Annotated in this window: 14 protein-coding genes and 3 pseudogenes; 9 read left to right on the plus strand and 8 right to left on the minus strand. The window is 69.1% G+C overall.

The genetic code is table 11. From position 1 onward, the window contains the following. Nucleotides 1–22: 22 nt before the first annotated feature. From K228_RS0105510 to fabG, 5 genes are all read right to left on the minus strand, one after another. Nucleotides 23–1,495: a UbiD family decarboxylase gene (locus tag K228_RS0105510; RefSeq protein WP_025617514.1), complete on the minus strand. Its 1,473-nt coding sequence runs from the start codon at nt 1,493–1,495 to the stop codon at nt 23–25. A gap of 128 nt (nt 1,496–1,623) precedes the next feature. Further along, nucleotides 1,624–2,133 carry a hypothetical protein gene (locus tag K228_RS0105520; protein ID WP_025617515.1) on the minus strand — a complete coding sequence of 170 codons (510 nt, stop codon included), beginning with the start codon at nt 2,131–2,133 and terminating at the stop codon, nt 1,624–1,626. Continuing rightward, complete coding sequence (locus K228_RS0105525; protein WP_025617516.1) at nt 2,130–2,672, minus strand: beta-ketoacyl synthase chain length factor; 543 nt, start codon at nt 2,670–2,672, stop codon at nt 2,130–2,132. Before K228_RS0105525 ends, K228_RS0105520 begins: the two co-directional genes overlap by 4 nt. Then, nucleotides 2,669–3,817 (minus strand): beta-ketoacyl-[acyl-carrier-protein] synthase family protein, encoded by a 1,149-nt coding sequence (locus tag K228_RS0105530; RefSeq protein ID WP_025617517.1) that lies wholly within the window; start codon nt 3,815–3,817, stop codon nt 2,669–2,671. Before K228_RS0105530 ends, K228_RS0105525 begins: the two co-directional genes overlap by 4 nt. 19 nt (nt 3,818–3,836) lie before the next feature. Continuing rightward, nucleotides 3,837–4,541: a 3-oxoacyl-ACP reductase FabG gene (gene fabG, locus K228_RS0105535; protein WP_025617518.1), complete on the minus strand. Its 705-nt coding sequence runs from the start codon at nt 4,539–4,541 to the stop codon at nt 3,837–3,839. A 917-nt stretch (nt 4,542–5,458) separates the two neighbouring features. Here fabG and K228_RS0105540 point away from each other — a divergent pair. Beyond that, a complete protein-coding gene (locus tag K228_RS0105540; RefSeq protein WP_025617519.1) occupies nt 5,459–6,880 on the plus strand; it encodes an NsdA family TPR-like regulatory protein in 1,422 nt (473 codons plus the stop codon). Nucleotides 6,881–7,134: 254 nt separating this feature from the next. Here K228_RS0105540 and K228_RS0105545 read toward each other — a convergent pair whose 3' ends face one another. Both K228_RS0105545 and K228_RS0105550 read right to left on the minus strand, forming a co-directional pair. Next, entirely contained in the window at nt 7,135–8,289 is a 1,155-nt protein-coding gene (locus tag K228_RS0105545) for an FAD-binding oxidoreductase (protein WP_025617520.1), read from the minus strand. 29 nt (nt 8,290–8,318) lie between these two features. Beyond that, nucleotides 8,319–9,809: a phytoene desaturase family protein gene (locus K228_RS0105550; protein WP_025617521.1), complete on the minus strand. Its 1,491-nt coding sequence runs from the start codon at nt 9,807–9,809 to the stop codon at nt 8,319–8,321. A gap of 546 nt (nt 9,810–10,355) precedes the next feature. Here K228_RS0105550 and K228_RS29380 point away from each other — a divergent pair. The 7 genes and pseudogenes from K228_RS29380 to K228_RS0105585 form a co-directional block, all read left to right on the plus strand. Then, nucleotides 10,356–10,801, plus strand: a pseudogene (locus tag K228_RS29380) (transposase); the annotation flags it as partial. 3 nt (nt 10,802–10,804) lie between these two features. Then, nucleotides 10,805–11,029: pseudogene (locus K228_RS30360) on the plus strand (cell wall anchor protein); the annotation flags it as partial. 28 nt (nt 11,030–11,057) lie between these two features. Further along, nucleotides 11,058–11,174 (plus strand): annotated as a pseudogene (locus tag K228_RS30365) (LPXTG cell wall anchor domain-containing protein); the annotation flags it as partial. Between the two features lie 33 nt (nt 11,175–11,207). After that, nucleotides 11,208–12,041, plus strand: coding sequence for an SDR family oxidoreductase (locus tag K228_RS0105570; protein WP_025617522.1), 834 nt, complete (start codon nt 11,208–11,210; stop codon nt 12,039–12,041). A gap of 239 nt (nt 12,042–12,280) precedes the next feature. After that, nucleotides 12,281–13,981 (plus strand): RCC1 domain-containing protein, encoded by a 1,701-nt coding sequence (locus K228_RS0105575; protein WP_025617523.1) that lies wholly within the window; start codon nt 12,281–12,283, stop codon nt 13,979–13,981. Between the two features lie 242 nt (nt 13,982–14,223). Then, entirely contained in the window at nt 14,224–17,340 is a 3,117-nt protein-coding gene (locus K228_RS0105580) for an FAD-binding and (Fe-S)-binding domain-containing protein (RefSeq protein ID WP_025617524.1), read from the plus strand. Between the two features lie 91 nt (nt 17,341–17,431). Then, nucleotides 17,432–17,833: a hypothetical protein gene (locus tag K228_RS0105585; protein ID WP_029723375.1), complete on the plus strand. Its 402-nt coding sequence runs from the start codon at nt 17,432–17,434 to the stop codon at nt 17,831–17,833. Nucleotides 17,834–17,970: 137 nt separating this feature from the next. On the opposite strand, the gene K228_RS0105590 is transcribed toward K228_RS0105585, so the two are convergent. Next, nucleotides 17,971–19,758 (minus strand): glycoside hydrolase family 15 protein, encoded by a 1,788-nt coding sequence (locus tag K228_RS0105590; RefSeq protein WP_025617526.1) that lies wholly within the window; start codon nt 19,756–19,758, stop codon nt 17,971–17,973. A gap of 153 nt (nt 19,759–19,911) precedes the next feature. On the opposite strand from K228_RS0105590, the gene K228_RS0105595 reads away from it, so the two are divergent. Continuing rightward, on the plus strand, nt 19,912–20,925 hold the full coding sequence (locus K228_RS0105595) for an SDR family oxidoreductase (protein ID WP_025617527.1): 1,014 nt from the start codon (nt 19,912–19,914) through the stop codon (nt 20,923–20,925). Nucleotides 20,926–20,983 lie beyond the last annotated feature (58 nt).

A 20,983-nucleotide genomic window follows, 5' to 3' on the forward strand; every position in this document is an offset into this window, starting at 1 on the left:
GTGCGCGGAAAGCCACGGCAGCTCAACTGGCTTCGTGCTCGAGCACCCTGCGGCGGATGTCGGCGGGGTAGGCCTGGGCGAAGGAACTGTGGTGCAGCCGGCCCTCGCCCCAGGCAGGCAGCAGCCCGTCATGGACGACACTCGGACCACGCATCGCCTTGCGCTCGTCCTCGGTGTAGCAGGCCATGAACGGTAGGACCACACCGTCCCAGGCGAGGCGTCGGTCCTTCGGATGCAACCGGGTGGACAGCGCCCACAGCAGGTCGGCCTCGTTGGAAGGGTCGATGTCATCATCCAGAACGAAGGTGACCGGCATCATCGCGCTGGGTCCACCGCTGTTGTGGATGACCTCGCCGACCCGTCGTACGAACTCTCCGGAGTCCACCCCGGGTAGGTGCGACCGCCAGTCGTCCGGGACGGTCACCACGGTCCAGTGCATCGCTGCCGGGAACGGCATCCACACCGTGGTCACCGGCAGCCCCGTGCGTCGCAGCGCGTGCAGGACGTTCGCGGCCCGACCGGTGCCGGTCACGGTGTGGTACTCGTCGGGCGGCCGGCCCTCCGGGACGATCGGCCAGATCGGGTCGTCGCGGTAGGTGATGGCCTCCACCGAGTACACCGGCTGGGTGGAGGACTGGGTGGAGGCGTAGCCGGCGTACTCGCCGAACGGCCCTTCACGGCTGTCCCGGCCCACCGACATGTGTCCCTCGATGACCACCTCGGCGTGCGCGGGTACCTCCAGGTCAGAGGTTTCGCAGCGCACCACCTCGACCGGCTCCCCATGCAGCGCGCCGATGTACCCGGCCTCGTCCACCCCGCGCGGCAGCGGGATACCGCCCACGAAGGGAATCGCCGGCGCCCCGCCCTGCACCAGCGCGTAGGGCATCGGTTCACCGCGCTCGGCCCACGCCTGCCAGACCAGACCAAGGTGCTGTGGTGGCACCACCAGGCCTGTCATCCGCCTGCCGTCGAGCATCATGATCCGCGAGATCGACCAGTTGACCCACGCACCGTCGGGTGTCCTGACAACGATCACACCCCAGGTGTTGAGGTAGCGGCCGCCGTCGGACTCGTGCAGACGTGGGACCGCGAAACGGTCCAGGGTCGCCGCACTGCCGAGCAGCACGTTCTGCTTGCATGGCGCGTTCTCGCGCGGCACCGCCCGTGGCGGTACGGGCTCCGCGTCGCGGACGCGGACCAGGTGGTCCACGAGTGCCGCCGCACTGGTCTCCGGTGGCAGGCCGACGGAGAGTGCGAGCCGGGCAAGTGGCATGTCGGCTCGGGAGCTGACACCGGCGGGAGCCCCGAACATCCGCATGCCAGTCCGGTCCTCGGCGATGTTGGTGAACAGCGGTGCGGCGGCGCGAATCTCGTATGAGCGCCGGGTAATCGCCGCTGCTTCCAGGTCGGCACTCACGGACCGCTCGATGGTTCTCAGGTCACCGAGTGCGTCGAGTGCGTCGAGGTAGCCACGGAGATCGGTGAAGTGGCTCATGCGTACCAGCCCTTCCGGCCGTTCGCGGCTCTCGCGATCAGCCCTGCGGTGTCGCCGGTCCTCGTTCTGACGCCGCACGGCGGCACGAACACGGTGGTCACGGCCAGTCGCATCGGATCCCCTTCACCTCAGGACTTCAGACAGGCACGGAAGCGGCAGACCGCGGCGCCTTCGCGCATGCATTCGACGGTCTCGTCGGAGACCTGCACCCCGATGCCTTCGAACCAGCCGGCACGCAGCTGCATGCAGGGGCACTGGTATCCCGCCAGAGAGCGGCTGGCCCTGAGCATCCGTAGCGCAAAGTGTTCGCTGACGATGGTCTCCCAGGTGTTCTCGCCATCGACGTCGGCGGTGTCCAGCCGTACCATCGCGCGGGAGAACATCAACCGGGCCAGGCTCTCCAGCGCCGCGGCCACCTCGGTGGACGTCGCGTTGTCGGCGACGGGGCGCTGCCGGGTGTAGACGGTCGCGACTCGTCGGGCCACGAACTGCATGACCTCGGCGTTGAGCTCGTTCGCGGCCTCCTGCCCGAAGCGGTTCTTCACCGCCTGGTACCAGCGGGCGTCGTGCAGCCACCAGCCCTGGCGCACCAGGTCGACCTCCTTCGCCAGCGGTAGGTCTGGCGCGGTGTCGGTCATGGCGACTCCTCGGCGGACACCAGGAGCGCCTCGGCGTGATCCGACAGGTCCTCCGGTACGGCGAGTTCGACCAGCACCAGCAGGACATCCCTGGCGCTACCGTCCTCGATCAGTAGCTGCGCCAGGTCCATGCCCTCGGCCAGTGGGTCACCGGCCGGGCTGATGGCGATGACCGCACCGCCGAGGTTCCAACGGGCCGACACCACCCCGAGTACCGCGCTGGGCACCGACTGGAAGAACAACAGCGGGGACGCCTTGGTGCCCTGGTCGACCGAGCCGACAACCGCGGCCTCGGTGGCCATGTCACCGAGTTGGGAGACCATGACCATCGCGGTCGACTCGGCGCGGTCCGGCGGTACCGGCGACCCCTGGTATCGAGCTGTCAGGCACAGGTCCGCGACATGGGCGATGATCGGGGCGAACGGGGAGGCTGTGAAACCGGGCAGGTCCGGGGGTTGTTGGTCGGTCGCCGCGAACCAGGACGCCCGCGCGAGCACGGTCAGTGGCCGGGAGCCCGGCGTGGTCGTGGTGATCGTCATGCGGCACTCACCACCAGAGCGGTGTTGGCTCCGCCGAACGCGGCGTTGAGGCTGAGCAGATGGCGTGCCTGGACCGGCCGGGCGGCATCGAGCACGAGATCGAGTCGGCAGTCCGGGTCCGGCCCGAGGTAGCCGGAGTTTATGGGCAGGCTCCCCAACTCCAGCGCGAGCAGGCAGATGACGAACTCGACGAGGCCCGCTGCCTGCAGGGCGTGTCCGTGCATCGACTTGGTGGAGCTGACGGGAACCCGTTCGGCGTGTTCCCCGAAGGCTCGGTGCAGGGCGGCGGTCTCCGCGGCGTCGTTGTACGGCGTACCGGTGCCGTGGGCGTTGACGTAGTCGAGGTCGACCGGTCCCAGGCCGGCTCGGTCGAGGGCACGGGTGATCGCGCGGGCCATTCCCAGGCCCTGTGGGTGGGGCTGGCAGACATGGTGGGCGTCACCGGCCATGCCCCAACCCGTCAGCCGGGCCAGCGGACGCATGCCCGTACGGCTGTCGGCTGCCTCCAGCACCACCGCGCCGGCCCCGTCGCCCAGTAACAGTCCCTTGCGCCCGGAGCTGAAGGGCCTCAGCCGTCCGTCTTTCGCGAGGGCCTTGCCCGCATTGAAGGTGGTGAAGGACTCCGCGTCAACGAGGTGCCCGGCGGCGACCACAACTCGATCGTGACGGCCGGCGGAGATGAGGGCCGCGGCCTCCGCGATGGCGGTGCTGGCGGCAACGCAGGCATTGATATGTGTGCGTCCGGCTGGGCCCAGGCCCAACTTGCGGGAGAGCCAGCGGGCGGTTTCACTGATGGGCCGTGACTCCTGCTCCTCGCGCGGCAGCCGGGACACCGCGGGGTCCGGGTGTCGGGCCATCACCAGTGGGGCGTCGGAGCGTTCGTCCGCGGAGAGACCGGCCTGCTTGAGTGCTTCTTCGGTCAGTGTGATCAGTTCCGAGTCGAGGTCGAACGCGTCTGCGGCCTGGGCGGCCACGCCGACCGCGTACCTGCTGGTGTCGAAGCGGGTCACCGGGACGAATGCCGGCTCACCGGACCAGATTCCCGCCCGTAGCGCGTCAACGCCGTGCCCGTAGCCGGTGGTCACCGCCGCTCCCGTGACGGTGACCGTCCTGCTGGTCCGGCCCGCCCGATCGCTACTGTGCACCGGTAGCCTCCTCGACATCTCAGTGCCCCATTCCCATGCCACCGTCGACGGGGATGACGGCCCCGGTGATGTAGGAGGCGTCCTCGGAAGCGAGGAAGTGAACCGTGGCGGCCACCTCCTCCGGGGTCGCCATCCGGCCCAACGGAATCCGGCCGACGATAGAGTCGCGGGTCGTGTCGGAGAGGGCTGTGCTCATGGCGGTGTCGGTGAGTCCGGGCGCCACCACGTTCACCAGCACCCCGCGCGGCGCGAACTCACGGGCCAGCGATCGGGCCATGCCGATCAGGCCCGCCTTCGAGGAGCCGTAGTTCACTTGGCCCACGACGCCGCTCAGCGCGGCCGTCGAGGAAATGATCACCACCCGCCCGGATCGTGCCCGCACCAGGTTCCTCGCTGCGCGTTTGACCACCCGGTACGTGCCGGTGAGGTTCGTGTCGATCACCGAGGTGAAGTCGCCTTCCGACATCCGGATCAGCAACGTGTCCTTGGTGATGCCGGCGTTTGCCACCAGCACCTCCACCGGCCCCAGCTCCGCCTCGACCTTGGTGAATGCCTCGTCCACGGCAGCCGTGTCGAGGACGTCACACGGCACGGCCAGCAGTCCGTCCGGGGGTTCGCCCGATCGGTAGGTCACCGCGACCCGGTTACCGTCGGCGCTGAGTCGTCGAGCCACGGCAAGGCCGATTCCACGACTCCCGCCGGTTACCAAGACAGACCGACTCATGGGCAAAACTCCTGCCGGATTGGTGGGATGTTGTGCAGGCGGTATCCGAGTGCCAAGAGCGGCCGCGGTTCCTCGCCGTGCCGACATCGCAAGTTTGGCCTCAGGCTGGGTGAATAACCATGGGAGATCGGGTGTCTCGGACGTGTCTCGATGCAGGGCACATCGAAGGCACGTTCACGTGGTGGCGGGGTCTTGTTTACCGCTTCGGAGGTACTCTTTTGTTACCGGTGACCTGGTCTCCGTCACGCATAAAGGTTGGTAACCCTGATCGCGGGGTGGTAGCTGTCGCCGCATCACGACGCACGCCTGCGGGGTGGACGCCTCGAGGTTTGCATGGTATTGCCTCGTTGTGTCGGGGCGGCGGAGGGTCGATGGGATGTCTGCCCTCATCCGCCGCTGGTAGCTGCTGTAGACATACTGGGATTATCCATAGTGGAAAATCGCTGGTTGTCAAAGCCGGCCGGCCGGGCCGCTATCCCGGACTTGCACCGAAGATCAACAAAATCAAAGTGTCCTATTTTGGCTGGTTTGATTGGTTTGCAGTATAGTGCAACGGTGTTGACATAATGAGCGGCGTGGATGGTAGTGTTCATCGAAACAAGATCCCCGAAGCGTCGCCACCGTGTCATCACGTCTTCGTCTCGTCGTAAGCGCAGAGATGTGGTCGTACTCATTAGCCGATATGGCGTATCTATCGGTTTGTTTGGCCATTTATAGTGAGTTCTGATATATGAATTTGCCGATCCTGAGTGTTTGGAAAATGTCGAACCAATTTGTTTTCTTGGGTCCGGGAAATGGTGTATTGGTGCCGTAACCATTGATTCCGCCGCGCTGTCTTCTGGGTAGCTGACGCTGGTATCGGCTTGACGGCCACAACCGCCTCAAGTGAGCGAGTCATCGAGGAGTGCAGGATGTCAATGCGCGAGAGCGTTCGAGGCACCGTAGTTACGGCACCACGGCGCCACCCCCTCGCTGTGCTACGCGCCAAGGCCGGCCATACCCATGGCGAGTACGCCCGCCTGATCGCCGAGACGCACGCCACGCTGGGGTTCGGCCACATGGCGGCACGTCGAGAAAAGGTCTCCCGTTGGGAGGCCGGCCGAGCCGTCCCGGAACGGACCGCACAGCTCGCCATCGCCCATATCCATGGCGTCGCCCAGGAGTATGTCGACAATCGGGCCTGGCCCGAATGGCTCCACCTGGCATACGGCGACGCACGTCAGCTGGAGCTCCCCTGGACACCCGCGGCTGCCCCAGAGGCCATCCTCGACGCCGTGGCGGAGCGACAACAGGCGCAACAGGGGTACCTGCTGGCAACCGGACCGGCAGCCAAGTCGCTCGCGGAGAACTGGCAGGACGCCATGACCGAGGCCCTGACGAAGGTGCCACAGCACCTGCCGCAACCCGCCCGGGCGCCTCTCATGGGGCAACTCGGAACGGATGCCGAGCTGGGATCGGTATTCCAGGCGTGCACCCGACTGCAAGCGCTGCTCACGTTCGCGGGCTGGTTCACCGCCGGATGGCTGGTGCCGGCCAGCGAGCAGGAACTGCGGCATGTGGCCAACCACTTCGCCACCACGACAGATGTGATCGCGGAAAAGGGCCGTGGGTTGCTGACGCTCGCCGCAGAAGGACTGTCCCTGTGCGGCTTCATCGCCCGACTCGAGGGGGAACACGTCAGCGCCCAGCGGTACTACGTGGCGGGTCTGCGCTGTGCCACGGCCGCCGGCGCGGCGGAGATCGCTGCAGCGATCATGACGATCCACGCTGCCCAGTACCTGGACCTCGGGCTACACAAGGAGGCCACCGAGCTCCTCACGTCCGCGCGGACGTTCCTGCGCCGATCCCGAATACCGGTGCGGGATCCGGCGCTGCCCACGCTGATGCACGCGCAGATCGCCCGGGTGCACGCCCAGCTCGGTGACGACCTTGGCCGGCGCCAGTCACTCTCGGCGGGGCGCAACGCGTTGGAGAGCGTGCCGTACGGGGATCCCATGGCGATCCTGCCGGCCCGCAGCAACTGCTGGTTGCAGATGATGGACGGCGTGTCTCTACTGGAACTGGGCCGGCCGGATCAGGCGGTCAAAGCCTTCGAGCCGCTGTTCTCCGAACACGTGTCGGAGCTGAACCTGCCGCCGTCGTTGCGCTCGCTGTACCTGCTGCGCGCCGCGGAGGCCCAGGCGGCGGTCGGGGACACGGCCGGGAGCGTGGAGTCAGTGGCCCGGGCCACCACGCTACTCGGCGGTGTTCGGGTGGCGGTCTCCAAACACGTGCGACTCGCTCTGCGCGACTACCAGCACCTGCCAGAGGTGAAGGCGCTGCTGTCGGCGTCCGACTGACACCGGTACGGCCCGGTCCGGAGCCTGTCGAGCTTTCCCTGCCTCGGACTGCTACGGGGCCTCCGCCCCGCCCCACGGCCACCGGTCGGCGACAGACCTACCCCCCCGGCCTGGATGCCCGGACCCGGGGGCGACCAGGGACGGTTCCCACGTTCACCACATGACCGGTCGATCAGCATGATGCCCACGTGGCTGTCTCCCATCAGCGTGACAGGGAGGGATCCGGGTCATGAGCTGCGAGGTACGCCCGGCATTCAGAAGTCCACTTCCACGTCGGTGACCGGATATGCGGCACAGGAGTGGGTGAACCCGAAGTCACGATCCGACATCCGGAGGCGGGCCTCGGCCGCAGTGAAGACAGAACCACGTACCACCCGGACCCGGCACATACTGCACTCTCCCGACCTGCACGGCGCCTCCGGCTGGAAGCCGTTGTCCTCCAACGCGTCAAGCAGTGGGCGGTTGCGCGGGGTGCGGAAGGCTCCACGCCCCCGCACCGCGACGGTCACCTCCGCGGTCGGGTCCACCTCGGCGGGCCAGTCGCGGTCCTCGCCAGCGGGCAGGGCGATCCCGTTGGCCTCCAGCCGCACCCTGCGGCGCGGGTGGCCCATCCGGTCGAGCTGCCGGAGTTGGTAGGCATACATGGCGGGCGGGCCGCAGACGTAGGTCATCCGGCCACGAAGCGGACCCGCGAGTCGCTCGACGACTGCCGCCGACAAGAACCCCGTAGGTCCCGACCAGTCTGCGTCCGGCTCGGAGATCACGTGGTCCACTATGATCTCCGGATTGCCGCGGGCGATCTGGTCGAGCTCAGCCCGGAAAATGATGTCGTCGGCGCGGCGCGATCCGTAGACGAGGTGGAGTGTGCGCGGCAGGCCGCGGTTGACGACCTCGCGGATCATGCTCATGGCGGGGGCGACACCCGAACCACCGGCCAGGAAGACCAGGTCTTCGCCGTGGAAGAGCGGGTTGTGGTGGAACGTACCGATGGGGCCGCTGCTGACCAGCCGATCGCCGGGAGTGATGGTGTCGAGCAGGTGGTTGCTGACGCAGCCGCCGGGAACCCGCCGGACCGTCAGGTCGTAGTGGCGGCGTTCGGTGGGGCTGGAGGACACCGAGAATGCCCTGCTGGTACGGACACCGTCGATCTGAAGCCGCAGGCTGATGTACTGACCTGCCTGGAACGGTGGAAGTAGCTCACCGGTGGCCCGGCGTAGCCGGAAGGTCTTCGTCGTCGCGGTCTCGGTGATGACCTCGTCCACGACGAGATCGAGCTGCTTCGGGTGACACACCGCGATTTCGTCGTCCACAGCGGCGGGGTGCGCCACACCCCCGGCCTCTCGGCGGGCGATCTCGGCGGTGACATCGTCGACATGATCGAAGAAGCGGGCGAGGGGATGGGCGGGCATCAGATTTCCCCGGTCTGTCGAAGGGAGGTCTAGAGCTGCAAAAGCCGCTGGGAGAAGCGTGCCGCGGTCACGATCGTTGGGTTGTACCCGCCCGCGGTGGTCCACGCGCTGAGGAGGAACAGGCCGGGCACATTGGGCTTGAGATCCGCGTCGCGGAAGAGCCAGCTGTCGGTGATGTCCTGGTCGAAGCCGTAGATGGCGCCGCCCGGGTGGCCGAGGTAGCGCCGGAGGGTGTGCGGGGTGGCCACCTCGGCCTCCTCGATGACGTCCCGCAGCCCAGGGCTTATCACCTCGACCAAGTCGAGCTGGGATTGGGCGTACGCGTACTTGGCTCGGGCGTAGTCCTCCGGTGCGAGCGTGTCCCACACCCGGCCGTACTGGACGGAGAAGATCGCCACGTGGGATGCCCGGGGCGGCGCGAACCCGATCGGGTTGACGTCGTAACAGCTCGCGACCACGTAAGGCGTCGGACCCAGGGAGAACATGCTGTCCCGGACGGTGTTCTCCGCGAGTTCGCTGGTGATCATGTTGGTTCCCGCGGTGAAGCCCAGCTCGCGTGCCGTGGCGTCCAGGCCGAGGTAGGTGATCGTGCCGGAGATTCCCAGCCTTCTGCTGCGGAGATCGCGCAGGACGGAATCGGGGACGACGGTGGGGTCGAGCATCCGGGTGTAGGTGGTGACGGCGGAGGCGTTCGATACCACCATCCGAGCGTCGTATTCGTCGCCGTTGTCCAGGCGGACCCCGACCACGGTGCCCTGGCGGGTGCGGATTTCCGCGACGTTCGAGTTGAAGCGGACATCGCCGCCCGCTTCCAGGAAGGAGTCCAGCATCGCCGAGGACATGGCCTGGCTGCCGCCGTGCAGGTGGTAGGGCTTGTATTCGAGGTAGAGCGTCAGAATTCTCGCCAGGTCCATGAACGGCAGGGTGGAGGGCGGCTGTCCGTTGTAGCTCCAGTAGGACGCCAGAACATGCTTGATCCGGTCGTCGTCGAAGTACTCGTCGAGCACCTCTTTCGCCGGGCGCAGGCCGTTGCGGCGCACCCGGGGCAGCCCGCGCAGCCACGCGGCCTGTTCCTGGGGCTGATGCAGGCTCGCCCGAACTGCCAGCTGCCAGTTTCCGACCTCATGGCACAACTCGAGGAAGGACTCGACTCGGGCGCGGTTGCCCGGGAAGCTGTCCTCGATCGCGTCGGCGACACCCTGCCACTCGGCGGGCAGGGTGATGTCGAGGACCCCGGGGACCACGGTGCGGTAGAGGTCACGCTCCTCCACGAACTTCAACCTGCGGGTGACGTCCAGCTGGTCGAGAACCTGCCGGAGTGGGCCGTTCCCCATGCCGCCCAACTGGTGCAGCGACACCTCGAACTCGAACCGCCCCCGCACGAACGAGGTCGCCGCACCACCGGGAATGTTATGGCGTTCCAGCAGGAGCGTACGCCTGCCACCGCGTTGGAGCGTGGCCGCGCTGCTGAGCCCGGCGTTGCCCGCACCGATGACGATGGCGTCGTAGTCATCGCTCATCGGCGCACCCGTCCTGGTCTTCCCGTGTGCTCGACCCTGCGGCGTACGGGGACCCGGTGGCGACCCGGAGTCGGTGCGGGCGCAGGCGGCAGGGCGTCCCCGCCAGGAAGGCCGTCAGCGAGGAAATCCTCCCGTGCATAGTTGGCGATCATCATGTTTGTGGTCTCCACTTTCCTGGTCCCGGAGCCGCACTCCGAGGGACGCGGCGCGGACAGTGCCCGGAGGGTGTCGACCGCTGCAGCCGCACCACGGTCACGGGACTCCCGCCGTTGTGGCGATATCCCACTCGGGAACCGAGCATTGTCGGTTCCGCTCCGAACTGAGTAGATTCCAGCACGCACATCCCATCGAACCAAGGCTGAGGCATGTGCCTCAACGGTGCCTCGCTCGAGCTGAACTCCTGATATAGGTACTTTCACTCACGCTAGCGGGGATAGATGGTTAATGATGCCATTTTCTGGTACGGCGGAGCGCTATGACGAGATGGCCAGCCCGATCCGACCAGGTTCTGTCTCGCGGATCATGAGTTTCGCTCGTTAGACCTTTGTGGCACGAGGAGATCTGACGAACCACGAGTGGGCTGTGCTGGCGCCGCTGCTGCCGACGCAGCCCCTGCGAGGTAACCAGTGGCGTGATCATCGGCAGGTCATCAACGCGATCTGCTGGGTCAAGCGGACCGGTTCGCCATGGCGTGACCTGCCCGAACGGTATGGGCCATGGAAGACCGCGTATCAACGGTTTCGCCGCTGGGCGGCCGACGGCACCATCGTGCGTACCCATCAGCACGCGGCAGGTGCCCGAAAAGGGGGTTGAGCAGTACCGATGCGCGGGCAGCGCAAGCCATCGGCCGGTCCCGCGGCGGACTGACCACGAAGATCCACACCCTGGCCGACGGACGTGGCCGCTCTCTGGCTACCCGCATCACTCCAGGTCAGGCAGCCGACACCCAGCAACTGATCCCGCTGCTCGACCAGGTCCGGGTACCAGACCCGGCCAGCCTGGCGGTCACCTCCACCGGCACCGCCCTCGCCTGGGGGTACAACAACTCCGGTCAACTCGGGGACGGGACCAATACCAACCGGCTCGCGCCGGTCAGCGTCGCTCTGCCCCTCGGTGCCGACGTTGCCGCTATGGTGGCCAGCCGCATCCACAGTGCCGCGCTGACCTCGGCCGGCACCGTCTTCGCCGGGGGAGACAACAGCGCCGGGCAACTCGGATCCGAGTGATCCCACCGATCCGACTGACCCTGATCTGCCCATGACCGGGGCCAGCCTGCCCAGCCTACTCGGAGCCGCCGCCCTGCTCATCCTTGTCGGTGCCGGCTTCATCTACCTCACCCGCCGACACCGGTCGACCCACCACTGAGGTGGCCAGCGGCATCGGGCAATATTGCGTCCCATGGACCTTCTCGTGGTGGGCGGTAGTGGACTGCTGGGCCGAGAGCTCGTCCGCCAGGCGCGGCGAGCCAACCGTCAGGTGGCGGCGACCTTCCACCATCGGGTGGCGGCGGTAGCGGGGGTGGACTGGCGAAGGCTCGACATCCGACGCCGCAGCGAGGTTGCCGCCCTGGTGCACCAGCTTCGACCCGCTGCGATCATCAATGTGGCCTACCAACAGGATGACTGGGTCATCACCGCCGACGGCGGCATGCACGTGGCTGCCGCCGCGGCCGCCAACGGGGCCCGCCTGGTGCAGGTCTCCAGTGATGCGGTCTTCTCCGGCGCGGCGGAGCGCTACGACGAGACGGCCAGCCCTGACCCGATCAGCCCGTACGGTGCGGCCAAGGCCGCGGTCGAGACGGCGACCCGGGGCCTGGATCCGAGTGCGGTCATCGCTCGTACCTCGTTGATCATTGGAGCTGGTGGTAGCTCTTCCTCGGAGCGGTTGGTGCACGCCCTCGCCGCCGATCCCACCCGTGGTGTCCTCTTCACCGACGACCTGCGCTGCCCGATCCACGTCACGGACCTGGCCGCGGCGCTGCTGGAGCTGGCCGACTCCGGGTCCGCCGGAATTCACCACGTCGCTGGCGCCGATGCGGTCAGCCGCTACGAACTCGGCCGGCTCATCGCCCGCCGCGACGGTCTCGACGACACGGTCCTGCCCGCCGGCCGGCGGGCCGACACCACCGTTCCTGGTCCGATCCGGGTCCGTCTCGACTGCACCGAGACCCAGTCGAAACTGAACACGCAGCTCCGCGGTGCCCGTACGTTCCTGGCTCCTGCCGCTGGCTAACGGTGGCGGCGAACAACAGCCGGCGGCACATGCTTTCACCTTTGTTCGGTGGCGCGTGAACTGATGCTCCGGGGCGGGCGAGCTGGTTTCGGCCGGCGGAACGCCGTTGGTCTGGTATTCGATCGGCGGATTGACCAGGGCCATGGGGGTGGGCGTTTCTGCGCGTCGATTCGGCAATAGGTCGCTAATAATGGCTTCTGTCCTATTAGCGGAGGGCTATCCGCTCGGAGGTGGGTGCGATGCAGGGATTCTGCCAGCGGCGTGGCCGGGGTGGCGGAGTGCAGCCCGTGCGACGTGCGGTCGCCGGTTGGTTCTCCCTCGCGCTGGCGGTGGCGCTCTCGCCGGTGATCGGCGGATCGTCCGCGTCGGCGCACCACCAACCCGGATCGGCGCAACACCAACCGGCATCGACCTCCGCCATCTCCGACGCGATCTTCGCCTGGGGTGGGAACGCCGGGGGCCAGCTGGGCGACGGGACCACGGACAACAGCAGTGAGCCGCTCGCGGTGCGCCTGCCCGCCGATACCACGGTCGCCGCCGTCGCTGCCGGTGAACGCCACAGTCTGGCGTTGACCTCCGCTGGCGCCCTCCTCGCCTGGGGCAGCAATTACGAGGGTCAACTCGGTAACGGGACCATCGTCAGCAGTGGCGAGCCCGTCCCGGTGCGCCTGCCCGCGGGTGTCCGGGTCGTTGCCGTAGCCGTCGGCGCCAATCACAGTGTGGCGTTGACCTCCACCGGCTCGCTGCTCGCCTGGGGCGCCAACAACTCCGGCCAGCTCGGCAACGGCACGGTCACCAGCAGCAGTACGCCCATCGCGGTACGCCTGCCAGCGGGGACCGTGGTCGCCGCTATCGCCGCGGGCCGCGACCACAACCTGGTCCTGACCTCGACCGGGCCGGCGGCCCTGCTCGCCTGGGGGGCGAACAGCGAAGGCCAACTGGGTGACGGAACCCGCTTCGGCCGCAGCACCCCGGTCGCCGTTGCGCTGCCACCCGGGCCCATCGTCACCGCCGTCACTGGCGGAGGCGACCACAGCCTGGCGTTGACCGCCGACGGCGCGGCCCTGGCCTGGGGCAGCAATTCTCGCGGCCAACTTGGCGACGGCACCACCACGGACAGCCTCGTACCCGTCACCGCCGCCCTGCCCGTCGGCACCGAGGCCACCGCGGTCGCCGCCGGCCGTACGCACAGCGCGGTGCTGGCCTCCGACGGAACCGCCCTCGCCTGGGGCGGCAACAAGCTGGGGCAGTTGGGCAACGGCTCCACCTTCGACAGCAGCGAACCGGTCTCGGTCACTCTTCCGGTCGGCACCCAGCTCACCGCCATCGCCAGTGGCGACAGTGACCACAACGTGGTGATAGCCAGCGACGGCACCGCTCTGGCCTGGGGTGTCAACTCGCAGGGTCACCTGGGGGACGGGACCACCTCCGACAGCGCCACCCCGGTGGCGGTCAGCCTGCCCACCGGCACCACCCTGGACACGATCGCCGTCGGCAACGACCACAATCTGGCCCTGCCCACGCTCCAGGCGGCCTCGGCCACGGTCTTGCAGGTCTCGCCGCCGGACCCGACCGCGGATCAGGACGTCACGCTCACCGCCACCGTCACCTGTAACGCCGGTGACCCGACCGGCAGCGTCACTTTCCGCAGCAACGACACCGACCTCGCTACCGTGCCGCTGGACAGCACCAACACCGCCACCCACACCACCCGGCTCCCGGTCGGCGGCAACACCCTCACCGCCGACTACACCAGCACCACCAGCGTCTGCCCCAACAGTCGGTCCGAAGCGACCACGATCACTATCGCCGGACCTCCCGATCTGCCCACCACCGGACCCAACCTGCCCACCCTGCTCGGGGCGGCAGCCCTGTTCATCCTCAGCGGGACCGCCCTCCTCCACCTCACCCGTCAGCGCCGGCCACGTCACCCGTACTGATGGGCCGGCCCCCTCCGGTGTGGCGGGGCCACAGGGGCGGTCGGGACAGCGCACCAGCTCCCGGACGACCTGAGCTTATTGGTTGCCCCCGGTGGCGCGGACAACGGCGGGGAGGTGGGTTTACCGGTGGCCTCGCCCGGGTACCTCGGGCCCGAGAATTGTGTCAAGTTGGCAAGAATCGGGCGGTGAGCGTGGTGGGGGGAGTAGGGAAGGCGGGCCCCACGGCGGCGGGAGCGGCGGCCGTGAGTGAGGTTCTGCTGCCCCACCCCGTCGTACGCGCTCCCGGGCCGGCGCCGGAGGTCGACCTGGCGGCACTCGTCGCCGACCTTCGGGCCGAGGTGGACGGGGAGATCCGGTTCGATGTCGGTTCCCGGGCCGCCTACTCCACTGACTCCTCCAACTACCGGCAGGTGCCGCTCGGGGTGGTGCTGCCCCGGACGCTCGAGGCAGGGGCGGCGGCGGTCGCGGTGTGTCGTCGGCATCAGGCGCCGCTGGTCTCCCGGGGTGGTGGCACCAGCCTGGCCGGGCAGTGCACCAACACCGCTGTCGTGCTGGACTGGTCGAAGTACTGCCACCTCCTGTTGGAGGTAGATCCACAGGCGCGGACCTGCCTGGTGGAGCCCGGCATCGTCCTGGACTCACTCAACGCCCAGCTCGCGTCGACCGGGTTGGAGTACGGCCCCCGCCCGGCTACCCACAGCCGCTGCACCCTCGGCGGGATGCTCGGCAACAACTCCTGCGGAGCCACCGCCCAGCGGACCGGCAAGGTGGTCGACAACATCGTCGAGCTGGAGGTCCTGCTCTACGACGGCACCCGGATCTGGGTCGGCGAGACCACCGACGAGCAGTACGCCGAGATCCAGCTCCGCGGCGGTCGGCCGGCCGAGATCTACCGGCAGCTGCGGGCGCTGCGCGAGGAGTACCTGGCCGACATCCGTACCCGCTACCCGCATATTCCGCGCCGGGTCTCCGGGTACAACCTCGACAGCCTCCTGCCGGAGAAGGGCTTCCACCTCGCGCAGGCGCTGGTCGGCTCCGAGGGCACGCTGGTCACCATTCTCCGGGCGCGGTTGCGGCTGGTGCCCGTGGTCAAGGCGTCCGCCCTGGTCTTTGTCAACTATCCGGACATCGCTGCGGCGGGCGACGATGTCATGCGGGTGCTGGCGCACCGACCGGTCACGCTGGAGGGCATCGACCACCGGCTGGTCGCCGACGAGCGGCGCAAACGCCAGCAGTCCGCGGGGCTCCGGGAGATCCCCGAGGGCGGCGCCTGGTTGATGATCCAGATGGGCGGGGAGACGCCAGACCAGGCGCGTGCCGCCGCCAGCCGGTTGATCGCCGCCGTCCGCGACGGTGGCGCGGGGACCGTGCACGAGTTCACCGACCCGACCCACGAACAGCAGATGTGGCAGGTCCGGGAGTCATCCCTGGGGGCGACGGCACAGGTACGCGGTGCCGAGCGCACCTGGCCGGGCTGGGAGGATTCGGCGGTCGCTCCGGAGAAGCTCGGCGACTACCTGCGGGACCTGCGCCGGCTCCTCGACGAGTACGGCCTTGGCCAGGCCTCGCTGTACGGCCACTTCGGGCAGGGGTGTGTGCACACCCGCATTCCGTTCGAGCTGAACACCGCCGACGGCGTACGCCGGTTCCGTTCCTTTCTGGAGCGGGTGGCTGACCTGGTGCTCTCCTACGGCGGCTCCCTCTCCGGTGAGCACGGAGACGGCCAGGCCCGGGGCGAGCTGCTGCCGAGGATGTACGGTGGCCGGCTCATGCGTGCGTTCGGCCAGCTCAAGGCGATCTTTGATCCGGACGACCGGATGAATCCGGGCAAGACGGTCGCGCCCTATCCGCTCGACAGCCACCTGCGGCTGGGCGTCGACTATGACCACGGCCCGGTGCGGACCACCTTCGCCTACCCCGATGACCAGGGTAGCTTCGCCAACGCCGTGCTTCGCTGTGTCGGAGTGGGCAAGTGCCGCCGGCACGACGGTGAAGTGATGTGTCCTTCCTACATGGTCACCAGAGAGGAGGAGCACTCCACGCGGGGGCGCTCCCGGCTGCTCTTCGAGATGCTCGACGGCGGCGCCCGGGGCGGCAGCATCGACGACGGATGGCGCTCCACCGCCGTCCGGGACGCCCTCGACCTCTGCCTGGCCTGCAAGGGCTGCAAGGCCGACTGTCCAGTGAACGTGGACATGGCGACCTACAAGGCGGAGTTCCTGTCCCACCACTATGCCGGCCGGCCCCGTCCTCGCGCGCACTACTCGATGGGGTGGCTGCCGATGCTGGCGGCGGTGGCCGGAGTCGCACCCGGGGTGGTGAACGCCCTCACCCAGGCACCCGGTCTGGGCCGGCTCGCCAAGGTGGTGGGCGGCATCGACCAGCGGCGGGACGTGCCGACCTTCGCCGCCCAGAGCTTCCAGCGGTGGTTCGCCAACCGGTCCCCGGCCGGGGACGGCCACCGTGGCGAGGTTCTGCTCTGGCCGGACACCTTCACCAACCGGTTTCATCCCGGGGTGGCCCAGGCCGCCGTCGAGGTGCTGGAGTCCGCCGGCTGGCGGGTCCGCGTGCCGGAGGAGCCGGTCTGCTGTGGGCTGACCTGGGTTTCCACCGGTCAGCTCGGTGTCGCCAAGCGGATGTTGCGGCGTACTGTTGCGGTCCTGCGGCCGCACCTGCGGGCGGGCACCCGGGTGGTTGGTCTGGAGCCGAGCTGTACGGCCATGTTCCGCAGCGACGCCCACGAACTCTTCCCAGACGACGAGGACATCACTCGCCTCCGCCAGCAGACGGTCACCCTGGCCGAGCTACTTCATGATCACAGCCCCGGCTGGCAGCCGCCGCGGCTGCCGGCACACGCGCTGATCCAGACCCACTGCCACCAGCACGCCATCCTGGGTACCGCCGCTGACCAGGCAGTGCTCACCAGTGCCGGGGTGCGAGCCGACTTTCTCGATTCGGGCTGCTGTGGTCTGGCCGGCAACTTCGGCTTCGAGCAGGGGCACTACGAGGTCTCCACGGCGTGCGCCGAACGGGTGCTCCTGCCGGCTGTTCGGGACGCTGCCGACACCGATGTGCTGCTCGCTGACGGGTTCAGTTGCCGGACCCAGGTCGAACAGAGCGCGGCCGGTGGTCGCTCGGCGATTCATCTGGCCGAGCTGCTGCGCGCCGGGTTGCGCGGCGAGTCGGTGGTGTCTCGGCCGGAACAGCGGTGGGGGCGCCGGCCGCAGCCGTCCTCCCGCCGGGCCCGGCTGGCCGCGGTCGGGTTGGCCGGCCTGGCCGTGCTCGCCCCGGTGGCCGCCCTGGTCGGGGCGAAGGCGCGGTGGTGGGGGAGGCCAGGGCCGCGGCGGCGGTGGTGGTGAGGGCGGGTCCGGCACCAAACTGAGGGGCGAGGCGATGGCAGCGAAACGGGCATCGATTCCGACCGTGGGCATGGGGAGGCTGACCTCGACTATGGCCATGGGGAAGTTGAACCCGACCGTGAGCGTGGGGGAGCTGACCCCGATGGCGGCGGTGGGGGAGCTGACGCGGTTGGTCTGGGGCGGGCTGCTTCTGGCCGCGCCCGGCCGGGTGCTGCGGGCGATGGGCGGCCACCCGAGCTCGACCCCGTTGGTGATCCTGCGGGTGCTTGGAGTCCGGCATCTGGTGCAGGCGGCGGTACTGCTCCGCTGGCCGACGCCGGAGGCGTTCCGGCTCGGCGCGGTCGCCGACGGGGTGCACGCGTTGACCGCGGTGGCGCTCACCGCTGACCGGCGACGGCGTCGCGTCGCGGTGACCGATGCCGCCATCGCCATCGGCTGGACCGTCCACGACGGTATCGCCGCGAGTCGGGCGGGTGCCCGTAGCCGCCGGTGAAGCAGTCGCTGGCTGTCGTACTGGCGGACGGCACGGTCCACTTGCGGGCTCTATGGTTGGCCGCCTGCGGGGTGCTGGGTGCCAGACCGGCGCGCCTGGCGGGTCAGCCAGCGCCGCGAACGTTGGTGGTCACGGCATCAGTCGGCGCAGGGAGCGGCGTGGCCGAGGCGTACGGCGGTTTCGAGCATCAGCGCGTGCACGAAGGCCTGCGGTAGGTTGCCCCGCAGCTGCCGTTGTGCCACGTCGAACTCCTCGGTGAAGAGCCCCGGTGGGCCACACCCCGCCCGGTTGCGTTCGAACCACCGGTTCGCGGCGACGGCGTCGCCGGCCTGCCACTCGGCGAGCGCCGCGGCGAAACCGCAGAGCAGGAAGGCCCCCTCGGCGTCGCCCAGCGGACGACGGTCGGGTCGAAACCGGTACAGGTAGCCGTCCTGCTGGAGCTCGGTCAGGACGGCCCGACGGGTCGCCTCGGTCCGGGGATCCCCCTCGGGCAGAGCGCCGCGGATTCCCGGCAGCAGCAACGCCGAGTCAACCCGGGGATCGTCGTAGGCGCGCTGCCAGCGCCCGGAAGGGTGCAGGCCGTGCGCGGTGGTGTCGGCGAGAATCGTGTCGGCGAGGGAGGCCCAACGGCCGGCCAGTCCGCCCGGCGCGACCCGGGCCGCCGCGCGCAACCCGGCCACACAGGTCAGCTTCGAGTGGGTCCACTGCCGGGCCGGAAGTTCCCAGATACCCGAGTCGGGTGACCGCCAGCACTTCTCGATGGCCTCGGCGGCGACGGTCAGCGCCTGCCAGGAGGTGGCCTCCAACCGGCCCCGTTCGGCGGCGGTCGCCAGGACCATCAGCACGTCGCCGTAGGCGTCCAGCTGGAACTGCCCCCGAACCCAGTTACCGGTCCGGGCCCTGGCCCCCGGATAGCCGGGCAGAAACGTCAGCTCCTCTTCCGGCGGTACGGGGTTGCCGTCGACGGTGTAGGCGGGCGCGAGTCGATCGCCCTCGGCGAGGACCCGGTCGGTGAGGAACCGCACCGCGTCGTCGAGGAGGTCGTGCCGGCCGATCAGGGCGGCGGCCTGCCCGGCGAAGGACTGGTCGCGGATCCAGGCGTACCGGTAGTCGTAGTTGCGGCCGGCGAGTGCTCGCTCCGGCAGCCCCGTGGTCACCGCGGCGACCATCCCACCGCCGGGCCGGGTCAGCCCGCGGAGCACGGTGTAGGCGAAGACCGCGTCTCGTCCCGCGGTGCCGTGGGTCAGTGGTTGCAGTACGCTCCGCCAGGACTTCTCCGTGATCCGCCACAGCTCGGAGGGGTCGGGCGGCGCCTCCTCGAGTGGCTGGGTGGAGATCTCCAGCACCAGATCAATCCGCCCGCCGGCGGGCACCCGCAGTTCGCCGCCGAGCGTCCCCTCGGCGTCGGATTCGAGGGGTTGGTCGCAGCGGTGTCGCAGGTACAGGTCGCCGGTGCGGGCGTGCCAAAGCCCCCCGTCCTGCCGCACCTGGCGGATCCGCTCTCGCCCGAAGTCCGCCCGAGGGTCGAGCCGTACCCGGACCGCCGCGTCCTGGTCCAGGGCGTGGACCTGGCGGAGCAGGACCACCCGTCGGTGGTCGCCGGGGAACGCCAGGGCCTCCCGGGTGACGATGATTCCGTCGGTGGTCACCCACCTGTTGATCCAGATCAACGATTCGGGCTCGTACTGGCCACCCCAGACGAAGCGCGGGTTCGTCGGGGTCACCAGGTAGCTGCCCCGGCCGCCGAGCAGGCTGCTGAACAGCGGCGGGTCGGCCCATCCGGGCGCGCAGAGCCAGACGATGTTGCCGTCCGGGCCGACCAGCGCCGCGCGCTGGCCGTCGGCGAGTAGGGAGTACTCCCGGAGCACGGTCGGGGAATGCTGGTGCGGCGCCTCGGGTCGACTTGTCCGTTCGTTGCGGGCCACGGCAGCACCTCCCCGTGCCCCGTACCCGATCGGCGTCGCCGCACACCCGCGGCCGCCCACCCGCCCGCCGACTATCTCGACCCGGGCCGGGTAGACAGCGGGCCGACCCGAGTAGGACCAGAGCAGGTCAACCCGTTACGGGAGGTGGCGCGGATGGGGCACGGGCTACGGGAGATTCAGGTGGCGGTGGTCACGGGTGCCAGCGGCGGGGTCGGGCGGGCCACCGTACGGCAGCTGGCGCGGCCGGGGGTCACGATCGCCCTGTTGGCCCGCGGCCGTGCCGGTCTCGACGCCGCGGCCGAAGATGTCCGCGCCGCTGGCGGCCACGCCGTGCCGATTGAGGTCGACATGGCCGACTATCACCAGGTCGCCGCCGCCGGCCAGCGGGTCGAGGACGAACTGGGGCCGATCGACGTGTGGATCAATGTGGCGTTCAGCTCGGTCTTCGCGCCCTTCCAGCAGATTCGGCCCGAGGAGTTCCGCCGGACCACCGAGGTCGCCTACCTCGGCTACGTCTACGGCACGCGGGTGGCCCTGGATCACATGGTCCCGCGGGACCGGGGCGCCATCGTGCAGGTCGGATCGGCGCTGGCGTACCGGGGGATTCCCCTGCAGGCCGCCTACTGTGGGGCCAAGCACGCCATCGTCGGGTTCACCGAGTCGCTCCGTTGTGAGTTGCTGCACGACAAGAGCAACGTCAAGGTCACCATGGTGCACCTACCGGCGATGAACACCCCACAGTTCTCGTGGCTGCTGTCCCGGCTGCCGCGGCACGCCCAGCCGGTGCCGCCCATCTACGAGCCGGAGGTCGCTGCCCGCTCCATCGTCGCCGCTGCCGCCCGGCCGGAGCGACGAGCGTACTGGGTGGGTACGCCCACCGTCCTGACCATCCTGGGTAACCGGCTGGTGCCGGGGCTGCTGGATCGCTACCTGGGCCGGACGGGGTACGACTCACAGCAGACCGACCAGCCCGTCGGCCCGGACCAGCCGGTGAACCTGTGGCAGCCGGCCGATGGACCCGATGGCCATGACTTCGGTGCGCACGGCGCGTTCACCGATCGATCGCTGCGGCACAGCCCGCAGGCGTGGCTGTCCCGGCACCGGATGGTGTCGGTGGCGGGGGCGGCGGGGTTGCTCTTCGGCCTGCTCGCCTGGCGTCGTACCTGAGCGGCCGGCCGGGTCAGCGCCGACGGCCGCAGCCGCCGGTGGCGCTGACCCGACCCGG

Source organism: Salinispora cortesiana (genome assembly GCF_000484695.1).
GTDB lineage: Bacteria > Actinomycetota > Actinomycetes > Mycobacteriales > Micromonosporaceae > Micromonospora > Micromonospora cortesiana.

What these genes read in the sequence shown, in the direction of transcription:
- K228_RS0105510 (WP_025617514.1), bottom strand. Translation starts at nt 1,495, where the DNA reads ATGAGCCACTTCACCGATCTCCGTGGCTACCTCGACGCACTCGACGCA.
- K228_RS0105520 (WP_025617515.1), bottom strand. Translation starts at nt 2,133, where the DNA reads ATGACCGACACCGCGCCAGACCTACCGCTGGCGAAGGAGGTCGACCTG.
- K228_RS0105525 (WP_025617516.1), bottom strand. Translation starts at nt 2,672, where the DNA reads ATGACGATCACCACGACCACGCCGGGCTCCCGGCCACTGACCGTGCTC.
- fabG (WP_025617518.1), bottom strand. Translation starts at nt 4,541, where the DNA reads ATGAGTCGGTCTGTCTTGGTAACCGGCGGGAGTCGTGGAATCGGCCTT.
- K228_RS0105540 (WP_025617519.1), top strand. Translation starts at nt 5,459, where the DNA reads ATGCGCGAGAGCGTTCGAGGCACCGTAGTTACGGCACCACGGCGCCAC.
- K228_RS0105545 (WP_025617520.1), bottom strand. Translation starts at nt 8,289, where the DNA reads ATGCCCGCCCATCCCCTCGCCCGCTTCTTCGATCATGTCGACGATGTC.
- K228_RS0105550 (WP_025617521.1), bottom strand. Translation starts at nt 9,809, where the DNA reads ATGAGCGATGACTACGACGCCATCGTCATCGGTGCGGGCAACGCCGGG.
- K228_RS0105570 (WP_025617522.1), top strand. Translation starts at nt 11,208, where the DNA reads ATGGACCTTCTCGTGGTGGGCGGTAGTGGACTGCTGGGCCGAGAGCTC.
- K228_RS0105575 (WP_025617523.1), top strand. Translation starts at nt 12,281, where the DNA reads ATGCAGGGATTCTGCCAGCGGCGTGGCCGGGGTGGCGGAGTGCAGCCC.
- K228_RS0105585 (WP_029723375.1), top strand. Translation starts at nt 17,432, where the DNA reads ATGGCCATGGGGAAGTTGAACCCGACCGTGAGCGTGGGGGAGCTGACC.
- K228_RS0105595 (WP_025617527.1), top strand. Translation starts at nt 19,912, where the DNA reads ATGGGGCACGGGCTACGGGAGATTCAGGTGGCGGTGGTCACGGGTGCC.